Source organism: Pedobacter quisquiliarum (assembly GCF_014642175.1).
Classification (GTDB): domain Bacteria; phylum Bacteroidota; class Bacteroidia; order Sphingobacteriales; family Sphingobacteriaceae; genus Pedobacter; species Pedobacter quisquiliarum.
Window position 1 is genome coordinate 46,196 of the sequence record NZ_BMIL01000011.1, and the last position, 21,276, is coordinate 67,471.

12 protein-coding genes are annotated in these 21,276 nt (G+C 47.4%); 6 read left to right on the plus strand and 6 right to left on the minus strand.

Annotation, left to right across the window (positions count from 1 at the left end; all coding sequences use genetic code 11):
* Window positions 1–136: 136 nt before the first annotated feature.
* Window positions 137–2,020, minus strand: coding sequence for a sensor histidine kinase (locus tag IEW69_RS14930; RefSeq protein WP_188627681.1), 1,884 nt, complete (start codon window positions 2,018–2,020; stop codon window positions 137–139).
* Between the two features lie 140 nt (window positions 2,021–2,160).
* Between IEW69_RS14930 and IEW69_RS14935 the strand changes: the two genes are divergently transcribed.
* Window positions 2,161–3,408, plus strand: a complete 1,248-nt coding sequence (locus IEW69_RS14935) for a cation:proton antiporter (protein ID WP_188627682.1) — start codon at window positions 2,161–2,163, stop codon at window positions 3,406–3,408.
* Between the two features lie 20 nt (window positions 3,409–3,428).
* Here IEW69_RS14935 and IEW69_RS14940 read toward each other — a convergent pair whose 3' ends face one another.
* The 3 genes from IEW69_RS14940 to IEW69_RS14950 form a co-directional block, all read right to left on the minus strand.
* A complete protein-coding gene (locus IEW69_RS14940; RefSeq protein ID WP_188627683.1) occupies window positions 3,429–6,101 on the minus strand; it encodes a glycoside hydrolase family 78 protein in 2,673 nt (890 codons plus the stop codon).
* A 166-nt stretch (window positions 6,102–6,267) separates the two neighbouring features.
* On the minus strand, window positions 6,268–7,527 hold the full coding sequence (locus IEW69_RS14945; RefSeq protein ID WP_188627684.1) for an MFS transporter: 1,260 nt from the start codon (window positions 7,525–7,527) through the stop codon (window positions 6,268–6,270).
* A gap of 18 nt (window positions 7,528–7,545) precedes the next feature.
* Window positions 7,546–8,370, minus strand: coding sequence for a hypothetical protein (locus IEW69_RS14950; protein WP_188627685.1), 825 nt, complete (start codon window positions 8,368–8,370; stop codon window positions 7,546–7,548).
* Between the two features lie 444 nt (window positions 8,371–8,814).
* Here IEW69_RS14950 and IEW69_RS14955 point away from each other — a divergent pair, with 444 nt between their 5' ends.
* From IEW69_RS14955 to IEW69_RS14975, 5 genes are all read left to right on the plus strand, one after another.
* On the plus strand, window positions 8,815–9,402 hold the full coding sequence (locus tag IEW69_RS14955) for a TlpA family protein disulfide reductase (RefSeq protein WP_188627686.1): 588 nt from the start codon (window positions 8,815–8,817) through the stop codon (window positions 9,400–9,402).
* Window positions 9,403–9,453: 51 nt separating this feature from the next.
* Window positions 9,454–11,688: a transferrin receptor-like dimerization domain-containing protein gene (locus IEW69_RS14960; protein ID WP_188627687.1), complete on the plus strand. Its 2,235-nt coding sequence runs from the start codon at window positions 9,454–9,456 to the stop codon at window positions 11,686–11,688.
* Between the two features lie 12 nt (window positions 11,689–11,700).
* A complete protein-coding gene (locus tag IEW69_RS14965; RefSeq protein WP_188627688.1) occupies window positions 11,701–14,805 on the plus strand; it encodes a SusC/RagA family TonB-linked outer membrane protein in 3,105 nt (1,034 codons plus the stop codon).
* Between the two features lie 12 nt (window positions 14,806–14,817).
* Entirely contained in the window at window positions 14,818–16,296 is a 1,479-nt protein-coding gene (locus IEW69_RS14970; protein WP_188627689.1) for a RagB/SusD family nutrient uptake outer membrane protein, read from the plus strand.
* A gap of 217 nt (window positions 16,297–16,513) precedes the next feature.
* Window positions 16,514–19,717 (plus strand): TonB-dependent receptor, encoded by a 3,204-nt coding sequence (locus IEW69_RS14975; protein WP_188627690.1) that lies wholly within the window; start codon window positions 16,514–16,516, stop codon window positions 19,715–19,717.
* An 82-nt stretch (window positions 19,718–19,799) separates the two neighbouring features.
* Here the strand turns inward: IEW69_RS14975 and IEW69_RS14980 are convergent, their stop codons facing one another.
* Window positions 19,800–20,663, minus strand: a complete 864-nt coding sequence (locus IEW69_RS14980; protein ID WP_188627691.1) for a DUF808 domain-containing protein — start codon at window positions 20,661–20,663, stop codon at window positions 19,800–19,802.
* A gap of 213 nt (window positions 20,664–20,876) precedes the next feature.
* The gene (locus IEW69_RS14985; protein ID WP_188627692.1) at window positions 20,877–21,146 is read right to left on the minus strand and encodes a DUF3072 domain-containing protein; all 270 of its coding nucleotides are present in this window, start codon (window positions 21,144–21,146) and stop codon (window positions 20,877–20,879) included.
* Window positions 21,147–21,276 lie beyond the last annotated feature (130 nt).

The following is a 21,276-nucleotide window of genomic DNA, read 5'->3' on the forward strand; positions in this document are numbered from 1 at the left end:
ATTATATCTTCATTATGGCCTGCGGCAATGTGGTTATTGCGAATGCGAAGCCTTGCATAACATTTAAAGTTATGCATTTTCAAAGATATGGAAGGGAGCGCGTACAATTTCACGCAAAAGCTGGTAGAATTTTAACCTAAACGCCTTCCAAAGGAAGGTTAATGGTCACCTTCGTGCCCGCGGCAGCCTCAATGTTAATCGTACCATTTAGCATCCGGACTTTATTCAGCAGAGTGGCAAGTCCGAGCCCAAACTTGCCGGACTGCGCAGGGTTAAACCCTATTCCATTATCCTGGACTAGAATGGTAAGTGCACGACCTTCCTTTATAATTTCGATGATCGCTTCACTTGCTGCAGCATGACGTACCACATTTACCAGTAGTTCCTGAACCATACGGTAAACAGAAAGCTCGATGTAACTGTCGAGCCGGTTGGTTAAGCCAACAACGCGACAGGATAGATCAATATCTGGCTGAAACTGTTTACATAGCTCAATAACTGTTTCCTCCAGTCCAAAATCTTCAAGGATGGCCGGCGTCATCTGGTGAGACAACCTACGGACTTCTTTTATGGCATCTGCCAAAATTTTATCCGCATATTGTTTCGCACGGTGGAAAGCCTCAGGATCTGCAAGAGCCTTATTCGCGTCCACCGGCTTGAGGTTGATCTTCACCGCATATAACAACTGTCCGATGCCGTTACGCAAATCCTCCGCGATCCGCCGCCGCTCTTCTTCCTGCGTCCGTAAGCTTGCTTTAAACACCTCGAGCTTCTGATTCTCCTGAATGTCCCGGATTCTCGCTTCTGCTTCCCGCTGCGCGGTGATATCCAGGTTTGTGGCAACCAGGCTTCCATCCATCTTCACAAATGTGCAGGAGAACCAACGGTTAAAACCTTCAAACGGATAAAAGTATTCGTGTTGCTCCGGGCGGCCGCTTTCCATCACTTTAATCATGATGTCAAATAAGCCCGCAGGCTTAATGCCCGGAAACTCAGCTGCATAATGCTTACCCACAAGGTCCTTACGGCCAGTCTCATTTTCCAGGCCTTTACTAACCAGCACAATGGTAAAGTCTTCAATTTCATTTTGCGCATTACGTATCGGCCGGAGCAACGATATGCCGATCAACGTAGCATCAAAGATGGATTGAAGCAATGCATTACTCTTCTGCAGTTCTTCGTGTGCTTTGATTAAAGCTTCACTGGACTTCTTTTGACTTGTAATGTCATGGGACACGCCCAGCAAGGATAATGCTTCGCCCGCCTGGTCTGTGATGACCTTCCCTTTGCTCAATATGTAGCGCATTTCTTTGTTGGGAAGATAAATGCGGCGGGTATACTCATATGTTCCATGGTTTCGGATCGCATCTGATATAATCCCGCTGACCACCTCATCATCTCCCCGATAAGATATCACCTTTAAGAATGCAGTTGTTGGCTCAAATGCACCTGGCTCATACCCGAGCAGGCGGTACATACCGTCAGAAAAAGTAATGCGTTGGCTCTGCAGCTCAAGCTGGTAACTCCCTGTAGAACCGGCTTCTTCTACCTTTGAAAGTAGGTCTGCGGCTTCTGTAAGCTTCTTTAAGTCGTTCTTAGCGCGACGTTCAAATTCAAACTCTTTTTTTATAAGCCGCGTGATGTCCAGTAGTTTGTGAATGATGTACAACAGTTCACGCTGTTCATTTAAAACTGGTGTTTGGATGATCTCGTAATAGCGGTGGCGGATATATTGCGCATCAATGGTGCGGCTTTCGCCAGTCAGCAGCACTTCATCCAATGCTTTGGATACCCTGCGGGACAGGTCAGGAATACTGGTGTTATAAAGATCAAGGACCAATGCCAAATTACTAAGCTCCGCACTTGATCTCGACAAGCCCATTAATTCCAGGTAGAGATCTGTAGCTGTAAGTATTTTCTTGTCCACAGACAAGATCAGATATGCCTCCGGAAGCCGCTCAAGTACCTGGAGCAAACTCACGCTCAAAGCACCAGAATTGATGTAGTTATTTAATTCCATGTCAATAACATCCCCAGATGGTAAACAGTGTTAAATCAGGTCTTAAACAAAAATAGCGATAACTTATCTCAGTTCAGCTCAAAAACCAGCACGGCTATATACCTGTTTATTTCGTATTTTACCCTCGTTTTTAAGCCTACATGAATTTTTTCGCAGTCATAACCACCCTCCTTACCATCACTGCTATTTTTAGTTACATCAATGCCCGATGGATAAAATTACCCGGTGTTATCGGGGTCATGTTGCTGGCAATAGCCGCGGCCTTAATGACCGTTTTCGCCGGCAAAGTGCTACCTGATTTCACACGCTTGATCACGGAATTAAGTGCCTCTATTGACTTTTCAAGCACACTGCTCGACATCCTTCTTGGTTTCCTGCTTTTTGCCAGCGCACTGCATTTTGATGTAAAGAAGCTACGATCGAACCTAAAAGGTGTGCTCGTCATCAGCACTGTGGGGGTACTGCTGTCTACCCTGATCTTCGCTGCACTACTTTTTTACGCACTCGGCTATGTTGGGCACGACATACCATTCATTTACTGCCTGGTATTCGGCGCCTTGGTCTCCCCTACCGATGCCGTCGCCGTAGCCGCACTGCTCAAGAATACCCGGATGCCTAGCCGGCTGGAAACCATCATCAACGGCGAGTCGCTGTTTAACGATGGGATCGGCATTGTGCTGTTCATTACGTTTGTAGGCTTGGCCGCAGCGCCCGGAAGTCATTTTTCACTTAGTCATACTTCCCTGCTTTTCGCGCAGGAAGTTTTTGGAGGGCTGCTGCTTGGGCTTGTGCTGGGCGCAATAGCCTACCGCATGATGCGTGCCATCCAGGAGTTTCAAACCATCCTAATGATTTCACTGTCGCTGGTCATGATCATCTCTTTAGTTGGTAGCATGCTGCACGTGTCCATTCCTTTGGCCGTAGTGGCGGCAGGTCTGTTAATTGGCAGTAAACCATTCAGCGACAACGCGGAATCCAGACTGGATGAATACCTGCAAGGGATCTGGGGCTTACTGGATGAGTTGTTAAACACCGTGTTGTTTGTGCTCATTGGATTGCAACTGGTGATGGTTTCCTTTAGCCTGGATTATTTTGTTGCCGGTGCTTTCGCGATTGTGATCCTGCTTATTGCCAGAATGCTGAGCATTGTACTTCCAATCGCCTTCTTACGTCGTTCGCTGCGTATAGAGTACAACAGTGTGGGCATACTTACCTGGGGTGGTTTACGGGGCGGTATCTCTGTGGCGTTAGCGCTGTCACTACCTCCTTCACCCTATCGCGAACTGATCTTAACAGCAAGTTTCTGTGTTGTGGTGTTTTCTATTTTCGTACAAGGCTTAACGCTGAATAAGGTTGTTGGCCGGTTGCTGCAAGAGAAAAAACATTAGTTTACTAATCCTAGCATTTGCTATTCTATTTCAAACTGGTAGGTTCCGGCATCCAGGTGTAGTATGTCCTGAACGGTCGACTTTCCCTGATATGCTTTTTGTCCGGCCTGCAAAGGAAAGTAAACCGTCGCACTTGAATTCGCGGGAATTAAAACCACATAGGTTACCTTTTTCCCCTGTCTCTTCCAGGATGACTTTATCTTACCTTGCGGGCCTTCATGTTCTGCATCAAAGTGATCCAGACCCTTTACAAAGTTCGGTTTAAGCAACACATGCTTAAAACCAGGGCGTTGCTCATCCAGCATAATACCGCCAATACCTTTAAAGAACCAGCCGCCAATTTCGCCAAACATCATGTGGTTCAAGGAAATATCGCGTTCCGCCTGGATGTTCCAGTTTTCATACAAGGTCGTTGCGCCATTAACAATCCACCAACCCCATGAAGGATAGGTATCCTGCACCGCAAGATCATAGGCCGTCTGGGCCTGCCCATTTTCACTTAAAGCATTTAGGATTGCCTTTGCACCCAGCACCCCAACATCCAGATGATTACCATCCGCCTTTACCCTTTTCGCTAAATTTTCAGCAACCTTAGCTTCCATACCTTGAGGTACAATATGCCATTGCAAGGCTACACTGAGTTCCGTTTGTAGTCCACTACCATAGATCCCGGTTTGCGCATTGAAATATTTCTTATTGATGGCTGCTTTTATTTTTTCTGCCAGCGCGCTGTAATAACGCTGGTCCTCAGGCTTATTGAAATGTAGTGCCGCCTTGCTTAAAATCACCGCATCAACATAATAGTAAACCGAAGAAGTGTATTCTAAAGGTGATTCTGACTTTACCGGCACCCAGTCACCGCGGCCAAAGCTGGTCAGTCCTTCCGGGCTGATGCGTTCCACATAGTTTACGTATTTCTTGATGCTCTCATAGCTGTCTTCCAGCAATTTGGAGTCTCCATAAAAGAGATACACGTTCCATGGAATGATGGCAATTGTGCTCGTCCAATCTGTGCCGTTTGCAGTACCGTAACCCCATCCACCTGTCGGGATGATATCCGGCAGCACGCCATTGGGCTGCTGCTCATCACGATGGTCGGCGAGCCATTTTTCGTAAACAGTGATCCCATCAAAGTTGTACAATCCGCTTTCAATGGCGAAATGTCCATCCCCGGTCCAGCCGTTTTTCTCCCGCTGCGGACAATCTGTAGGATAGCCATATAAGTTTGACAGGTAAGAGTTGTTCGTTGCTGCCCACAACTTATTCACGAGGGAACTGGAGGCGTTAATCTTCCCTGCTACCGGCACATCACTATGCATAAAGTAACCGGTGATGCTCGATTTGTCGATTTTAACAGGCTTACTGCTGGTCACCTCTACATACTGGAAACCTTTGTAATTGAATTTAGGCTTAAAGGTTTCTATACCTTGTCCTTTGAGGGTGAATAGATCCGTTTGAAAGGGATCTGTATTGTCTTTCGGTCGATAGTAAACGTCGATATTCGACAGGTCTACCCTCCCATCAGGCAACAAGCGTTCGCCATGTTTAATGCGCACCACGGTACCTGCCGGACCTTGAACTTTGATTTCCGTAACGCCGGCGATGTTCCTACCCAAATCAAACACATAGGTGGAATCATTTAACACTTTCAAACTTTGTGCAGGAATGGTTTGTACATCTCGTATCGGATGCATGAGCTGGCTAACCACCTGTGTGGAGGGTGCAGCCTGCAGACGCACGCCACGCCACTTCTGATCATCAAAGTCGGCCGTATTCCAACCCGGCTGTTCCAACCTTGCATCGTAATGTTCTGCAGTGTAAATGCTGTTAAAAACCACCGGGCCAGCATCCGTCTTCCAATCGCCATCCGTTTTCACCACCGAAGTGGTACCATCTTCATAGGTAATCCGCAGATCCAGACAGAAGGTTGGACGGGCGCGCCATGGCGCCGTATCAAAGTTCCATACGGCTAAGGACTGCATATTGTACCAGCCGTTTCCAAGCAGCACACCCACCGCATTCTTACCTGCTTTAAGCTGGGCGGTCACATCATAACTCACATAAAGGTTCCTGCGATCAAAACGGGTATACATTGGATCCAGTCGATGGTTACCGACCTTCTCTCCATTTAAGTATAATTCATATAAGCCAGCCGCCGCAACATAGGCACGTGCAGATTTAATCTTCTTGTTTACGGGGTTAAATACTTTTCTGAAGTAGGGAGCAGCACGCTGATTGATGTTATGACCGTCGCTGATCCAGGTACCCTGCCAGTTGGCCATGCCCATCATACCCGTCTCAAAGCTACTTACACTGCTACCGCATGGCTTTCCATCTTTATCCCACACCTCAACAGCCCAGAAGTATTTCGTAAAGGGCTGCAACGCTGCACCCTGGTACCGAACCAGACTTTCATCTGCATTTACCTTCTTGGTATCCCAGGCATCTCCCTTTCGCTGTACAACAGACAAAGAATCTTTACCTACCAGAAGTCTGTAAGCCGTTTGCTTTGCACCTTGACGCGCATCGCGAAGCTTCCATGATAATCTCGGATGCATTTCATCAACGCCAATTGGACCTTCTAAATGTTCACATTGCAAAGCGTATGGCGCTGGAAGCTGGGTTTCGGCTTTCAAACCGGCGGGAATCAGCAACACACACAGGTAGAACAAATTTAAGATGCAAGACTTCATGTTTAACGTTTAAGGCGTCAATCTACCATGTTTAATCTTAAGTCGCAACCTGTGCTGTCCTGAAAATGGATTCAAGGTCAACATCCGCTGTAACATTTTGATGGAGATTAATGGCACTTACAGCGGGCTTTAAGTTGAAATGAAGATTTAGTGATTTTGTTAAAAACTACACCTCAACATAATCCAGGTCCTTGGAGAAGGTATCCTGCATATGGTACAAAGCCCAAAACGCCAGCACCAGGCAAATCAAACCCACCGCGATACCGGACGCAACCAGCGAACCATCAAATACACCCCGCAGGTATTGAAACAGTAAAGTCATGGGCACAACAGCCCCACGCACGAAGTTCGGCACAGTGGTGGTAACTGTAGCACGAAGATTTGTACCGAATTGTTCAGTTGCAATGGTCATAAAGATCACCCAGTAGCCAACCGAAATGCCCATCACAAAGCAAATCAGATAAAAATTAAACAAGCTTGTGTCTCTTGAAAGAAAATAAACCACGATGCACAACATAGACAGGAACAGGTAGATGTAGACCACCTTGACCCTGCTTTTTAGATACTGACTGATTAAGCCACTTAGTATATCACCAATAACCAATCCGCCATAACAACATGCCACGGCAGCACCGGCCTTTACCTCGCCCTGAATGTTTAGCGCTTTTCCAAATTCCGGAGAAAACGTGATGAGTATACCCACGACAAACCATAAAGGCAGACCGATAATGATACACCGCATGTACTTCAGAAAGCGACCTTTAGTAAATAGTGCCAGAAAGTTCCCGCGACTTACCGTATCTACTTTGGTCTTATCGAACATGCCAGACTCTGCGACACCAACGCGTAGCAGGAGCAGCGAGAGCCCCAATCCACCGCCAATAAAGAAACAGGTGCGCCAGTCGAAAAATTGTGCAATGAAGTAGCCGACAACGGCACCACTCACCCCTACGGAAGCAATAATCGTGGTTGCGTAGCCGCGCTTCTCCTTCGGCATGAGCTCAGCAACCAGCGTGATGCCTGCGCCAAGTTCCCCAGCCAGGCCGAAGCCCGCAATGAAACGCCAGAACGCATAACCCTCTATGCTATGTACAAAGCCGTTTGCAATATTCGCTACAGAATACATAAATATGGAACCGAAAAGGACGTACAAACGACCTTTCTTATCCGCCAGAATTCCCCAGACAATGCCGCCGACAAGCAGTCCGATCATCTGAACATTTAAAAGGTAAATACCCGAGCTGGTTAGCGCCTCTCCACTGAACCCCAGCGATTGCAAGCTGGCCACGCGAACAATACTGAACAGCAACAGATCATAGATGTCTACGAAGTAGCCGAGGGAAGCAACCAGAATTGCGGCATGCGCAACGCGCTTCCTGCGCGCTGCATCTTCAGAAAAGGGTGCCTGGTCTTGGGCGGAAAACATGGAGCGCTTGATGAGCTGTTACGACTTCGACATCACAAAATTTCCAAAGTAAACCTTGGCCTGGTTATCATAAGAAAACGGTGCACTCAGGTAGAAATATTTCGGCAAGTCCTTGCGTAGCATCCTCGTGTCCAGAACCTTTGAGCGATTTACATACACCCGCATGGTTTCACCTTCTACAGCAATCGCCACGTGCAACAAGCCGTTTGCATAGTTCGCGAATGGATAGCTTAACGTATTATACACCTTGGTATCACTGCTGGAGTTGTTGATGTCGCGGTTATGGAAATGGAATTGCGTGTTGGTGATCCCATTATCATTATAGGCGTCCGAGATGTAGTTCTTGATGGAATTATCACGCGCAAAGCCGAAAGCCATGCTGCCGATATCTTTGGCCTCATCGCTACGGGTAACCAGATCAAATTCTATGGTAAAGTTCTCCGGTGCCTTTAACAGGCTGTCGATCTTATAAGTGGTGCGTGGAGCAAGGGCAAGCCAGTTCCCCGGCATGTCTGGAATGGAAACGACACTTCCGGTACTGCTGGTCTTCCATCTTTTCGGCATGGAACCTTTGCTGTCCCGCTTAAAATCAGACTCAAACAGGATCGTCGAACCCGGTGTAAAGGAGTAAACTTCTTCTACCGGTGGTGGTGCATCTTTCGCTGCTGTGCTTTCCGCCGCAGGACTTGTTGCCTTCTTTTTACCATTCAGCACATCATCTACTTTCTGACTCGCTTTGTCTTCAAGCGTTTTCTGGAATTTCTTAAGGAGCTGCGCCTCTGCATGGTTCGAATACGCAAGCAGTCCGAGCACTGCAAGTATAGAAAGGTTCTTCAGTTTCATGTTTGGTTGATTGTATTTCAAAAATATAATTTTTCAGCTACATCACTTATTTTTTTTACAACGTGTGAAATCATTAACGCACGCTGTCTCAAGGGATCAAGCACCAAAACAGATGCATGAAAGTAACGCGACGGAACGGTATTTCAACCGGCTTTCGTTCGCCTATTGTTCGCCTTTCGTTCGCCTATGCTTCGCCTCCAGCCGAAGGAAACCCGAACAAGAGCCGGATGATGGGCATACCAGATAAGAAATGTTTCACAAATTGCTGCCTGCTTAGCAGCCCATGCACCCGGTTAACGCCCAAATCGACGCGCCTGCTTTCAATTTCATCACAGAAATTTCACACTTTTGAACAAAGTCTACTAATTCTATAGTATTAATATTTTTAGCAACTATATTTGCCGGCGAGGTCAACTAAATAGTCCCTGTTTAAATACCGTTATTATGAAATTCTTTGTACATCCCCTTGCCGCAATTGGCCTGTCGCTATTTACCGTTGTGGCTACCACCGGAACATCAACTGCACAGGCACCCGCTGCAGCAACCACAAGCAACAGTACGGTAAGTGCTGACGAAGACCGTGGATACCTGGTGAAAGTTGGCGATCAGGCACCGGAAGACTTCGAGTTGGTGTTACAGGACGGCAGCAAAACTTCCTTAAAGGAGTTGAGAGGCAAGACCGTAATCCTGCAATTCACCGCAAGCTGGTGCAGCGTATGCCGTAAAGAGATGCCGCACCTCGAGCAAATGTGGCAGACCTACAAAGACAGAAATGTGGTACTCATCGGCGTAGACCGCGATGAACCCATTGAAACGGTGAAGAAGTTTCATAAGGACATGAAGATTACCTATCCGCTGGCGCTTGACCCGGGTGCCGATATATTTGGTCGCTTTGCAAATAAAAAGAGTGGCGTTACCCGCAATGTCGTTATCGATGCTACCGGAAAGATCGTTTACCTGACCCGCCTGTATGACGAAAAAGAATTTGCCGATATGGTAAAGGTCATTGATACGCTTGCGAAGAAGTCGTAACGAACAGCACACCGATAAACCAACCTTCCCTAACGAATAAATACCGTCTTTATGAACAAAACATGGAAGACAGGGCTACTGCTATGCCTTGTCGGTTCGCATTTCGCAATGGCCCAGTCGCCACAACTGAAAGGCTATTCTGCCGCAACAGCAACGAAACAGCAGCAGCTGGAAAAACAGTTTGATCAGCATCTCGAAGCGGCAAACATCGGTCAGACTATAAAGTCTCTATCCGCCTACCCGCATCATCTGGGTTCTGCTCAAGGTAAACGGGTGGCAGAAGCCGTATTGCAGAAATTTAAAAGTTACGGATGGGATGCCAAGCTGGAAACCTACCATGTTTTGTTCCCGACACCTAAGACCAGGCAACTTGAACTGATCGGCCCAACAAAGTATACGGCCAAGCTTCAGGAGCAAGCATTTCCGGAAGATGTGACGTCTGGTCAGGCAGGACAGCTGCCAACCTACAATGCCTGGGGCGCCGATGGCGATGTTACCGCGGAACTGGTCTTCGTGAATTACGGACTGCCTGACGATTACGAGCAGCTTGCAAAACTTGGCATTGATGTAAAGGGTAAGATCGTCATCGCTAAATACGGCAGGTCATGGCGCGGCATTAAACCCAAAGTCGCTTATGAGCATGGCGCCATCGGATGTATCATCTATTCCGATCCTAAAGACGACGGCTTCTACCAGGGCGATGTCTATCCAAAAGGACCATTCAAAAACGATCAGACGGTACAACGGGGATCGGTGATGGACATGGTGATCTATCCGGGTGATCCGCTTACACCTGGTACTGCATCTACCCTTAAGGCAAAAAGATTGGAACGAAGCGAAGCGACGACAATTCTTAAAATACCGGTGCTGCCGATCAGTTATGGCGATGCGCTGCCACTACTTTCAGCACTTGAAGGCCCGGTGGTTCCTGCCGAGTGGCGGGGTGCACTGCCCATTACCTACCGCACCGGACCAGGAGCGGCGAAAGTGCACCTTAAAGTAGAATCCAATTGGGACATTGTGCCTGCATATAACGTGATTGCCACGATGAAAGGCAGCACCTATCCCGATCAGTGGGTCATCCGGGGTAATCACCATGATGCCTGGGTGAACGGCGCTGATGATCCGATCAGTGGTTTGGCGGCGCAGCTTGAAGAAGCCAAAGCTATTGGCCAACTTGCAAAGGCCGGTTTCCGGCCCAAGCGTACGCTAGTGTATTGTGCCTGGGATGGTGAAGAACCTTCATTGCTAGGCTCGACGGAATGGGTTGAAGACCATGCCGAAGAACTCAGGCAAAAAGCAGTGGCTTACATCAACTCCGACGGCAATAGTCGTGGCTTCCTGCAGGCAGGCGGCTCCCATGCCCTTGAGCAGTTTATGAGTGAAATCTCAAAAGACGTTCGGGATCCACAAACCGGCGTCAGCATCTTTGAGCGTAAACGTGCCAAGGATGCGGTAAATGCAGGCGCTGCGAAAACACAGGCGGCCATACTGAAGAAAGATACACTTACGCTTAGCGCTTTGGGTACCGGTTCAGACTACTCTGCTTTTCTGCAACACTTAGCCGTGCCGACATTAAACCTTGGCTTCGGCGGAGAAGATGAAGGCGGCGATTATCACTCCATCTACGATTCTTACGATGATTATGTGCGGTTTAAAGATGGTACGTTCGTCTATGGCGTAGCGCTGGCGCAAACTGCTGGTCGCGCCGTGTTGCGACTGGCCAATGCGGAGGTGCTACCTTTCGACTTTTCGAACCTCGGTCAAACTGTAGGGAAGTATGTGGAGGAAGTGAAGGCTTTAACGGCACAGCTGAAGGAAAAGCACAGCGCAGAAAACGCACTCATTAATTCGAAAAGCTATCAATTGGCTGCTGACCCGAAGTTAAGCTGGATTGAACCCACTGCAAAGCCAGAAGTGCCGGCCATAGATTTCAATGCGCTTGAGGCCGCAGTAAAGTCCTTGCAGCAGTCGGCAGCGAATTTAAACAGCTACCTGAACAGCAAACCTGCAACAGACAAAAAGGCCATAGCCCGTGTAAACCAGGCTTTGTTTCAGGCAGAAAGGAGTCTGCTTATCCCAGAGGGCTTACCAAAAAGAACATGGTATAAACACAGCATCTATGCCCCCGGCTTCTATACTGGATATGGTGTAAAAACTTTGCCTGGTGTTCGTGAGGCCATTGAACAAAACAACTGGACAGAAGCCGATGCACAGCTGCAGACGGCAACAAAGCGCATCAACGCGCTCGCGCAAACCTTAGATCAAATTACACAAGCGAAATAAATATACATACGAATGAAACCCAGAATTCTCTACTTTTTAATACTGTTCTGCAGCTTATCCGGGTTTGCGCAAGCGCAATCCAGGAAAGTTAGCGGGCAGGTCACGGAAGCCGGCAGCGGTCAGCCCCTTCCCGGCGTAAGCGTCAACATCAAAGGACTTAAAACCAGCACGCAAACGGGTCCTGATGGCAAGTATAACCTGACCATCCCCGAAGGATCAACGACCCTGGTATTTACCTATATCGGCTATGAAACCCGGGAGATGACGCCCAGTTCAGGCACCTTAAACCTGCAATTGAAAACCTCAGAAAACAACCTGAATGAAATTGTTGTGGTTGCTTATGGCACCGCCAATAAGTCGACCTACACCGGTTCTGCCTCGGTTGTAAACGCCAGCGAACTGGAGAAACGTCCGGTAGCCAATGTGAGTCGTGCTTTGCAAGGCGCGGTACCCGGCGTACAATCCGTGGCTTCCGCAGGGCAGCCCGGCAGTGATGCCTCCATCCGCATCCGCGGTATCGGCTCCATTAATGCTTCCAGCGATCCCTTATACGTTGTAGATGGCGTACCCTACTCCGGAAACATCAACTCCATCAACAGCGCCGACATTGCTTCCATTACCGTGCTTAAGGATGCCGCAGCAAGTGCCTTGTATGGCTCCCGTGGTGCAAATGGCGTCATCATCATCACCACAAAAGCAGGAAGATACAACAGCAAACCACAGGTAAGCTTAAGTACCAATACCGGTTTTTCACAACGTTCGGTAAAAGATTATGAATTTGTAAACACCGATCAGTACTTCCAGCTGCAATGGGAAGCGTTGCGCAACAACCAGCTTGATCAAGGTAAGACAGATCAGGAAGCTGCTCAATTTGCAAGCACAGAGCTGGTGAGTAACCTTAAAATTAATCCATATGGGCCGAACTATCCAAATCCGGTAGGTCTTGATGGGCAACTCGTGCGGGGTGCGGTACCTTTGTGGCAGGACGACTGGTCCAAATCGCTAAGCCGTACGGGTATTCGCCAGGAGGTAAACCTTGGTGTAAGTGGCGGTAGCGCAGACTCCAGGTATTTTGTTTCCGGTGGATATTTGTCTGACAAGGGCTTCATCGTAGGGTCGGGCTTCCGCAGATTCAATACGCGGGTAAACTACAATACGAAGGTTAACAAATGGTTTGAAGCGGGCATCAATGTCGCGGCCTCTTCCACCAATCAGGATTCTCCACCACAGAGCGACAGTGACCAGGGAAACTTCGCAAACTTTGGACGACTGGTTTCCAACATCTATCCTGTATATGAGCGCAATGCGGACGGCAGCTTCAAGCTGGATGCTGCAGGCAATCAGATTTACGATTTTGGTAACTACCGCCCGAGTGCCGCTGCAACCGGCAATAACCTGCTGGGGATTGTTGATCTCAACAAATACAACAACAAACAAGATGCACTTTTACTGCGTGGAAACCTGCAGTTCAACATCCTGGATGGCTTAAAACTTAAGAGCAGCGTAAACACAGATTATAACAATCGCAACAACCTGTCTTATTCCAATCCACTTTTCGGTTCAGGCATCGCCAATGGCGGTTCTGTAACAAAAGGGAGCGTTCGCACGGTGGGTTACACCATCAATAACTTGCTTGATTACACCTTTGATCTGGGGTCTGCACACCACTTTAATGTGCTAGGTGGACAGGAAGTTTATGTGTTGAATATTTCCAACCTTTCCGGAAGTCGTAGTAATTTCGGCTTTGATGGTAAAACGGAGCCTAACGCCGCATCGCTGATCAATAGCTTTAACGGCAGTTCCGACCAATATAAGCTTTCCAGTTTTCTGGGTAAATTAGACTATAACTACAACCAACGGTACTTTTTCTCTGCAAGTTTCAGAAGAGATGGTTCATCAAGGTTCAGTCCGGAATCCAGATGGGGTAACTTCTGGTCTGTGGGTGCTTCCTGGAATGCGAAGTCAGAAGCCTTCTTAGCCAACACGAACTGGTTAAATAGTCTTACCGTACGGACCAGCTATGGCGCACAGGGTAACGATAACCTGGGTAGCTATTACGCATATCAGGATCTCTATTCCATATACAACAGCCTGGGTCAGGCCGGATTGGTGACCTCCCGCCTGCCTACGCCGGGTCTAAAGTGGGAGACCAACCTGAACTTCAATGCGGGGATCGACTTTGCAATTCTGAATCACCGCATCAGCGGAACATTTGAAGTCTTCCAGCGCCAGTCTAAAGACCTGTTATTTAGCCGTCCTTTAGCCCCGTCACTGGGCTTCACGGCGATTGACGATAACATCGGCTCCCTGCGCAACAATGGCTATGAAGGGCAGCTGAACTTTGTGCCGGTGACGAATCAAAATGTACACTGGACTGTAGGTTTAAACTTCGGACACTACAACAACAGGATCACCAAGTTGCCACAGAAAGAAATCATCAGCGGAAATGTGGGTCAGTTGGGCTCTACAAAGAAACTGACGGTAGGAAGCTCGGTTTACGACTTCTACATCCGCGAATGGGCAGGTGTTGATCCGGCAAATGGTAAGCCGATGTGGTACAAGGATGCGGAGAACGGTCGTACCACCACCAGCGTTTATGCCGATGCCACCCAGTACTATTCCGGCAGTGCCTTACCCGATTTTTATGGTGGATTGAACTCTTCCATTCGTTACAAGCAGTTTGAGCTTTATGCGCTCGTGGCCTATAACATCGGCGGAAAGGTGCTTGATCTGGATGAGGTGATGATCATGCACACTGGCGAAAATACCGGAAGAACCTGGAGCAGTCAGATCTTAGATCGCTGGACACCAACCAATACAAATACCGATGTTCCGCGTTTAACGACGACAGCGACAAACTGGAACAGCATCTCTACCCGCTTCCTTTATGACGCAAGTTATGTGCGCCTGAAGAATTTGAGCCTAAGCTACAGTCTTCCGGAGAAATGGGCGAATCAGCTGGGCATGGGTAAGTTAAGGCTCTACGCACGTGGCGAGAACCTGCTGACATACTACAAACACAAAGGTTTGGATCCGGAGCAGGCTGTGGATGGGGTGACTTACTACCGTTATCCATCTCAGAAAACGTACACCTTCGGTTTAGATCTATCCTTTTAATTGCAACATCACATGAAAACAAGATATTTTACTTTGAAACTGATCCTGCTTGCTGCAGTGTTTTTCCTGCCAGCATGTAAGGATGATTTTTTTGAGACTGCCCCTGCCGGAGATCTTACCGGTACGGAGACTTATGCCAGCACCAAGAACATTGATGCTTTAATGAATGGTACCTTGCGGTACCTGATGGAAAGCAGTACCTCGCAGGATAACCCTGGCTTATCTGCCATCACCCTGACGCAGGAAGTGATGGGCGACGATGCCATTGCACGAGATGGCGTTTATGGCTTCCGCGATTCTTATCCTTACCGCGACCCCTATGATAATACCACCCGGAGAGCGTTGTTCTTCTGGAGCTTTCAATACAAGGTGATCGACAACTGCAATAACATCCTGGCGAATATTGATGCGGCAAACGGAACGGAAGATGAGCGCAGATTTTTAAAAGGTCAGGCACTGGCATTAAGAGGCTTTGTGTACCTGAACCTGGTGCGACAGTACCAATTCACCTATGCAAAAGACAAAACGGCAAAAGCAGTTCCGATTTACACGGCGCCGACCAGCCCATCTACCGTTTCTAAACCACGTGCTACTGTAGAAGAAGTTTATACGCAGGTACTAAGTGATCTTACCGAGGCAGAAACCCTGCTGAACGGCTTTACCAGAAAGGTTAAAAACCGTATGGATGTAAACGTGGTGCGTGGACTGCTTGCCCGCACTTACCTGACACAGGAAAACTGGGCGCAGGCGGCGGTGAAAGCGGCAGAGGCACGCAGTGGTTACGCCATTATGGAAGCCTCGCTGTACGCACAGGGTTTTAATGATGTGAGTAATCCGGAATGGATCTGGGGACACCCACAACAGGCGGATCAAAACCTTGGCGGTGCATCCTACTTTGCCTATATCGACGTAACACCAACCACCGGCTACCGGAGCATTATGCCTGATCCGTACTTTAAAGCATTGTTTGCTGATGGTGATGTTCGTAAAACACTGTTTGAAACAGTGACGAATCCTACGGATCCGAGGTACCGCTGGATCTTGTATAAGAAGTTCAGGAACAAAACAGACCTTGCCGGGCACATCGTATTGATGCGGTCGTCTGAAATGGCTTTGATTGAGGCGGAAAGTAAAGCACGTCTGAATGATTTACCGGGAGCCGTAACTGCATTGAATGAACTGCGCAGTAAGCGGAATCTTCAACCACTAACCGCAGCAGCATTTTCGCAAAGCCAGCTTGTTGAGGAGATCTTAACAGAGCGCCGTCGTGAGCTTTGGGGCGAGGGCTTCAGGCTGCTGGATATCCTGCGTTTACAACAAGCACCGCTGAGAAGAACAGCTACGGAGACTTTCCAAGCGGGCACGACCGCTGTCGGTATTAAGGGGCATTATGTGCTTAAGTTTCCGAATGGCAGCGACCTGGTGCCGAATAGTCCATATTACCTGTTTTCAATACCGGTAAACGAGATCAACACCAATCCAAATCTATAAGCTTAAGTCTAACTTATTAAAAGGTCCATACTGTCAGCAGTATGGACCTTTTCTTTCTTAAGCAATGGTGAAGCTTCTTCCAAAGGCCGCATATAAAATTATTTATTGATTTATCATTAAAATATAATTTGTTGATGTAACTATTTATTAATTTAAAGTAAGGTTTCTCTTAACATGTCATTAACAACTTCGCAACATAAAACAATAACATATCTATATGAAAAGAAAACTACTGTTTGCCCTCTTGTTGCTATGTTATGGCATCAAGAACCCGCTTCTTGCGCAAACCACGCAAGCATCTATTTTAGGTATTGTTACAGGTCCGGATAAGCGGCCTGTGCCTGGCGCCTCCGTGCAGGTGACCAACAACTCCACTGGATTTACGACCAGGACTTCAACCGATGCCCAGGGTGCCTACACTTTCCGGGAACTTCCGCTTGGCGGACCTTATACGGTAAAGGTTATTTACATGGGATTGGGTGAACAAACCAAAACCGGCTATACGTTGAACTTCGGCGATGTTGTGCGTGCCAATATTGGTCTTGAAGAGTCGTCACAGGTATTGGAGACTGTTCAGATTTTAGGATCAGGGCTGCAGAATAAAGTGCAGAATTTTGGTGCGTCGACGGAGATCTCCGCAAAAACGATGACCCAACTACCAGTTAATGGGCGGAACTTCTCCAACTTGATGGACCTATCGCCATTAAGTCGGGGCGGCGGTATTTCCGGACAGCTGGGCTCTTCTACCAATTATACGATTGATGGTATGAGTGCTAAAAATCCAACATCCGCTGGTAGTACGACCAGCAGAAGCGGGGCACCGTATTCCATTTCTATTGAAGCGGTAAGGGAATTTAAGGTGGTTACGAATCAATATGATGTTACCATGGGCAGAGCAGGCGGCGGTACGGTAACCGCAGTAACAAAATCAGGAACCAACACAACAAGTGGCAGTGCCTTCATGTACGGTCGTGCAGACTGGCTGGCCAGCCCCTATGATATTCGAGGGATCAAACGGGATAACGACTTTTCCACTTACCAATATGGATTTACGTTGGGGGGACCGATCATAAAAAACAAGCTGCATTACTTTGTTGGGTTGGATCATCAGAAAGATGCACGTCCGCTGATTATTGCAGACATCAACGGTCCTGCTGATGAAGCCCGTTTCCGCATTACAAACTCCACATTATCTGAGTTCCTGGATATTGCCAGAACGCAATATGGTGTAGCAAACTCGCCGCAATATGGGACCTTTGACAAGAAGAGAGGCAGTGATGCGGCATTTGCACGGTTGGACTGGCAGATCAATGATCAGAATCTTTTAACGATTCGTGACAATTATACGAACGACAGAAATCCATTAGGCCTTGCAGATAATACGGCCATTAACTTTTTTGAAAGTTATGGTAATGATAAGAATGTCGACAACAGTTTACTGGCAACCTTACGTTCTACGGTTAGCAGCAAAGTTACCAATGAGCTGAAAGTGCAGCACCTATATACTTATCAGGCGAGTACGCAGAACGAGCAACTAGGCTTTGCTGTTCCAAGAGCGATTGTGAACAACGTTCAATCCACATTGGCGGATGGCACAACAGCAAACACGGCCATCCAAATTGGTGGGCACCGCTTCGCTCAGGAAGGATTTACAAATAATGTGTTCCAGCTGGTGGACAACCTTTACTATAACACCGAAAAAATCAAATTCACTTTCGGCTTTGATGTGATGTACACCCGTGCGAAATCGCTTTACGGTAGTGAGGTAAACGGACGTTTCGAATACACCAATAATGCGGCGGGCACATCGCTAGATAACTTTAGGAATCGCCTGCCGAACAGGTTCTACCGGGAGGTGCCTTTGGTTGATGACCCAACGGTTCGGGCCAGTATCTGGAACACTGCGTTATATGGACAGATGCAGACCAAGCTTGCTAAAGGGTTAGACTTTGTGGGCGGCATTCGGGTTGACTACAGTTCATACCCGAAGTCTCCACTTAACCAGACGCTGCTGGATGAGGTGGGTGTAAGAACGGATAACAAGTTAACGCAGTTTCTGATCCAGCCGAGGGTTCAGTTCAACTGGGACATCAATGAAAATCGGACAGACTTTGTTCGTTTCGGTGCTGGTATCTTCGGCTCTGATGTAAACAATTATGTAACCATTAACAACCTGACTTTCGATGGTACACATCTGGCGACCCTGGATGTAATCAATGAGAATGTACCGACCCCTGACTTCATCGGGTACCGAAATGGTACGGTAGAGGCACCCTCGCTGTCGGCTTTACAGTTGCCAACCATCAACACCTATGCTGAAGATGCCAAGATCCCCGTTGTGTACAAGGCCAATGTGTCCTACAGCAAATTGCTGACGAGTAAACTTAAAGTAGGTGTGACCGGCTATGCAACGTTTGGTCGCAACAACTACATGTATGTAGACCGGAATATGGCCGCAACACCTTTCTTTACTTTACCAAATGAAGCTAACCGCGGTGTGTTTGTTCCTGTCATGCCTGCAAACGGATCACCGGACTGGAAAACCGCACGTATCAGCAACAGATTCGGTCGTGTGCTGGAACTAAATAGCCAGGGTAAGGTAAACCAATTTGCAGTAGTGCTTGACGCTACATGGCAGTATTTCAAGGATGGAGAGATTACGACCAGTTTCACCTGGAACGACACAAAGGACAATACTTCATTCAACGGGAACGTTGCGAATTCCGCCACATTATCGCTACCGGTTATTGACGACCCAAGGGATTTAAGTGTGATCAGCTATTCTGATAACCAGTTTAGAAACAAGCTGGTGATCTATGGTACCCTCCCTACTTTCTATGGCGTAACTGTCGGAGTTCGATACTCTGGTATTGGCGGAACACGATATAGTTTATTGTCGGGCGCAAATAACAACGGCGACTTTGTGGCCACGAATGACCTCGCTTACATCTTTGACCGCAATGACCCGAACGTGCCTGAAACCGTTCGCTCCGGCTTACAAAGAATTATGGATAATCCAGATGCAAGTCAGAGTTTAAAAGATTATATCAACAACTATTCAGGTCAAATTGCGAGACGTAATGGCGGGGTTAACGAATTCTTCGGGATAGTAGACTTAAGGATCAGCAAAAAGTTCAAGTTTAACAAAACCCAGAACCTGGAGATCTCAGGAGACATCTTCAACTTTGCCAACTTGTTGAACAAGAAATGGGGCGTAAACGAGTCCTTAGGCAATCAGGCTTTATATGCACTGAATGGACGTGCGGCGGTGGCAGCAACACCAACAGCACCCGCAGTGCCCGCAGTACCGAATTATGATGCTGCAGCACGTAGTTTCAACTATCGCGTAAATAACGCAGGGATTGTGAATCCTTCAGGAAACCCATATCAGTTCCAGATTGGGTTACGTTATGGTTTCTAGCGATTGCCAGAAGATATAAAAAGCAGAAGCCGTTTCATTCGCATGAAACGGCTTCTTTTATTACAGGCTAATTGTATAAGCCTTATTTGAACGCGCTGAACAACTTTTTGCCTCCGGTGATTACGGCAACGGCAATTAAACCGCCAATAAGTCCGTAGGCAAGTTCTTTCAATGTTGATGGCACTTTTGGATACAGATGGTGTACATATTCTATGTTGTGAACGAATATACCCCCCGCAACCATGATTAAGGCGATCGTACCTACGATGGCAAGAATCCTAATGATGATGGGTAGGGCTTTAACAAGCAAATGTCCGAGTTTCGAGATGAAGCCTTTGTCGCCCGAACTTTTGATCAGCGAATAGCCAGCATCATCCATTCTCACAATCACAGCGACAATGCCATATACACCAACCGTAGCCAATAGCGCAACGACCGAAACGGTCAGGATCTGTATTGTAAGCTGTTCATCTAATACGGTCCCCAGTGCAATGATCACGATTTCCACAGAAAGAATAAAGTCCGTCAGTACTGCCGATTTCACCTTTGCTTTCTCTGCGTCGGCGCCAGTCAGTTCAACTTCTTTGACGACTTCATGGCCGGCTTTATTTCGATGGAAAAGAAACTCAATGATCTTCTCCACCCCTTCATAGGCCAGGTAGAAACCGCCCAGAATCAGGATGAACTTAATTGCGATGGGGAAAAAGGCATTCAGCAATAGGGCGATGGGGACGATGATCAGTTTATTCAACAAGGACCCTTTAGTAATTGCCCAGAGAACTGGAATTTCACGAGAGGCCAAAAAGCCAGTGGCTTTCTCCGCATTTACGGCTAAATCATCACCAAGGATGCCTGCAGTTTTTCTGGTTGCGAGTTTCGCGGTTACCGCGACATCATCCATTAAAGCAGCTATATCATCTAAAATTGCAAAAAAACCTGAGGCCATATTGTTTTAATTATCGGGGCGCAAAATATGTATTGAAAATGAGAATCGCATAGCCATTCTCTACTTTGCAGCTGAACAGGCAAATGGAATACCAGAATTATTGTAACAGGTCGCATTGATGTTGCGGCAAAAATCATCAACCGCAAAAAAATAGGATCAGCAAAGCAGCCTAAACTGATGTTACTGATCCCGCAGGCGTTGATTAAACCAGATTTACTTCTGGTCGTTCGTCAATCCCCGACCAGTTTTATGCTGTAGTTCATCTATGCGTTTTGATGCATCTGATTTACTTAAGGTCTCATCGAAGGGCTCACCGGCTTCATCTGACAAGGTTTTAAGGTAAGATTGCTGCGCACCCGTCATAGGTTCATTGCCCGTAGTCCATTCGTCAGGATCTTTGACGGTGTTCGACCCCTTTATTTCTGCATTTTCACTTTGCGTATTTTCTTGTTCATTGAACAATTCATCTTGTGTGTTTTCCATAGGTTAATTCGCTAGAATATAGATGGATCAACAGATTAACACAGGCTTTGTTTTGCAAAGATTGTACAAGTGCAGCCCAAGCTTATTTCTCCAAAAATCTTAAACACATCATGATCTCTCGTGTTGCTTA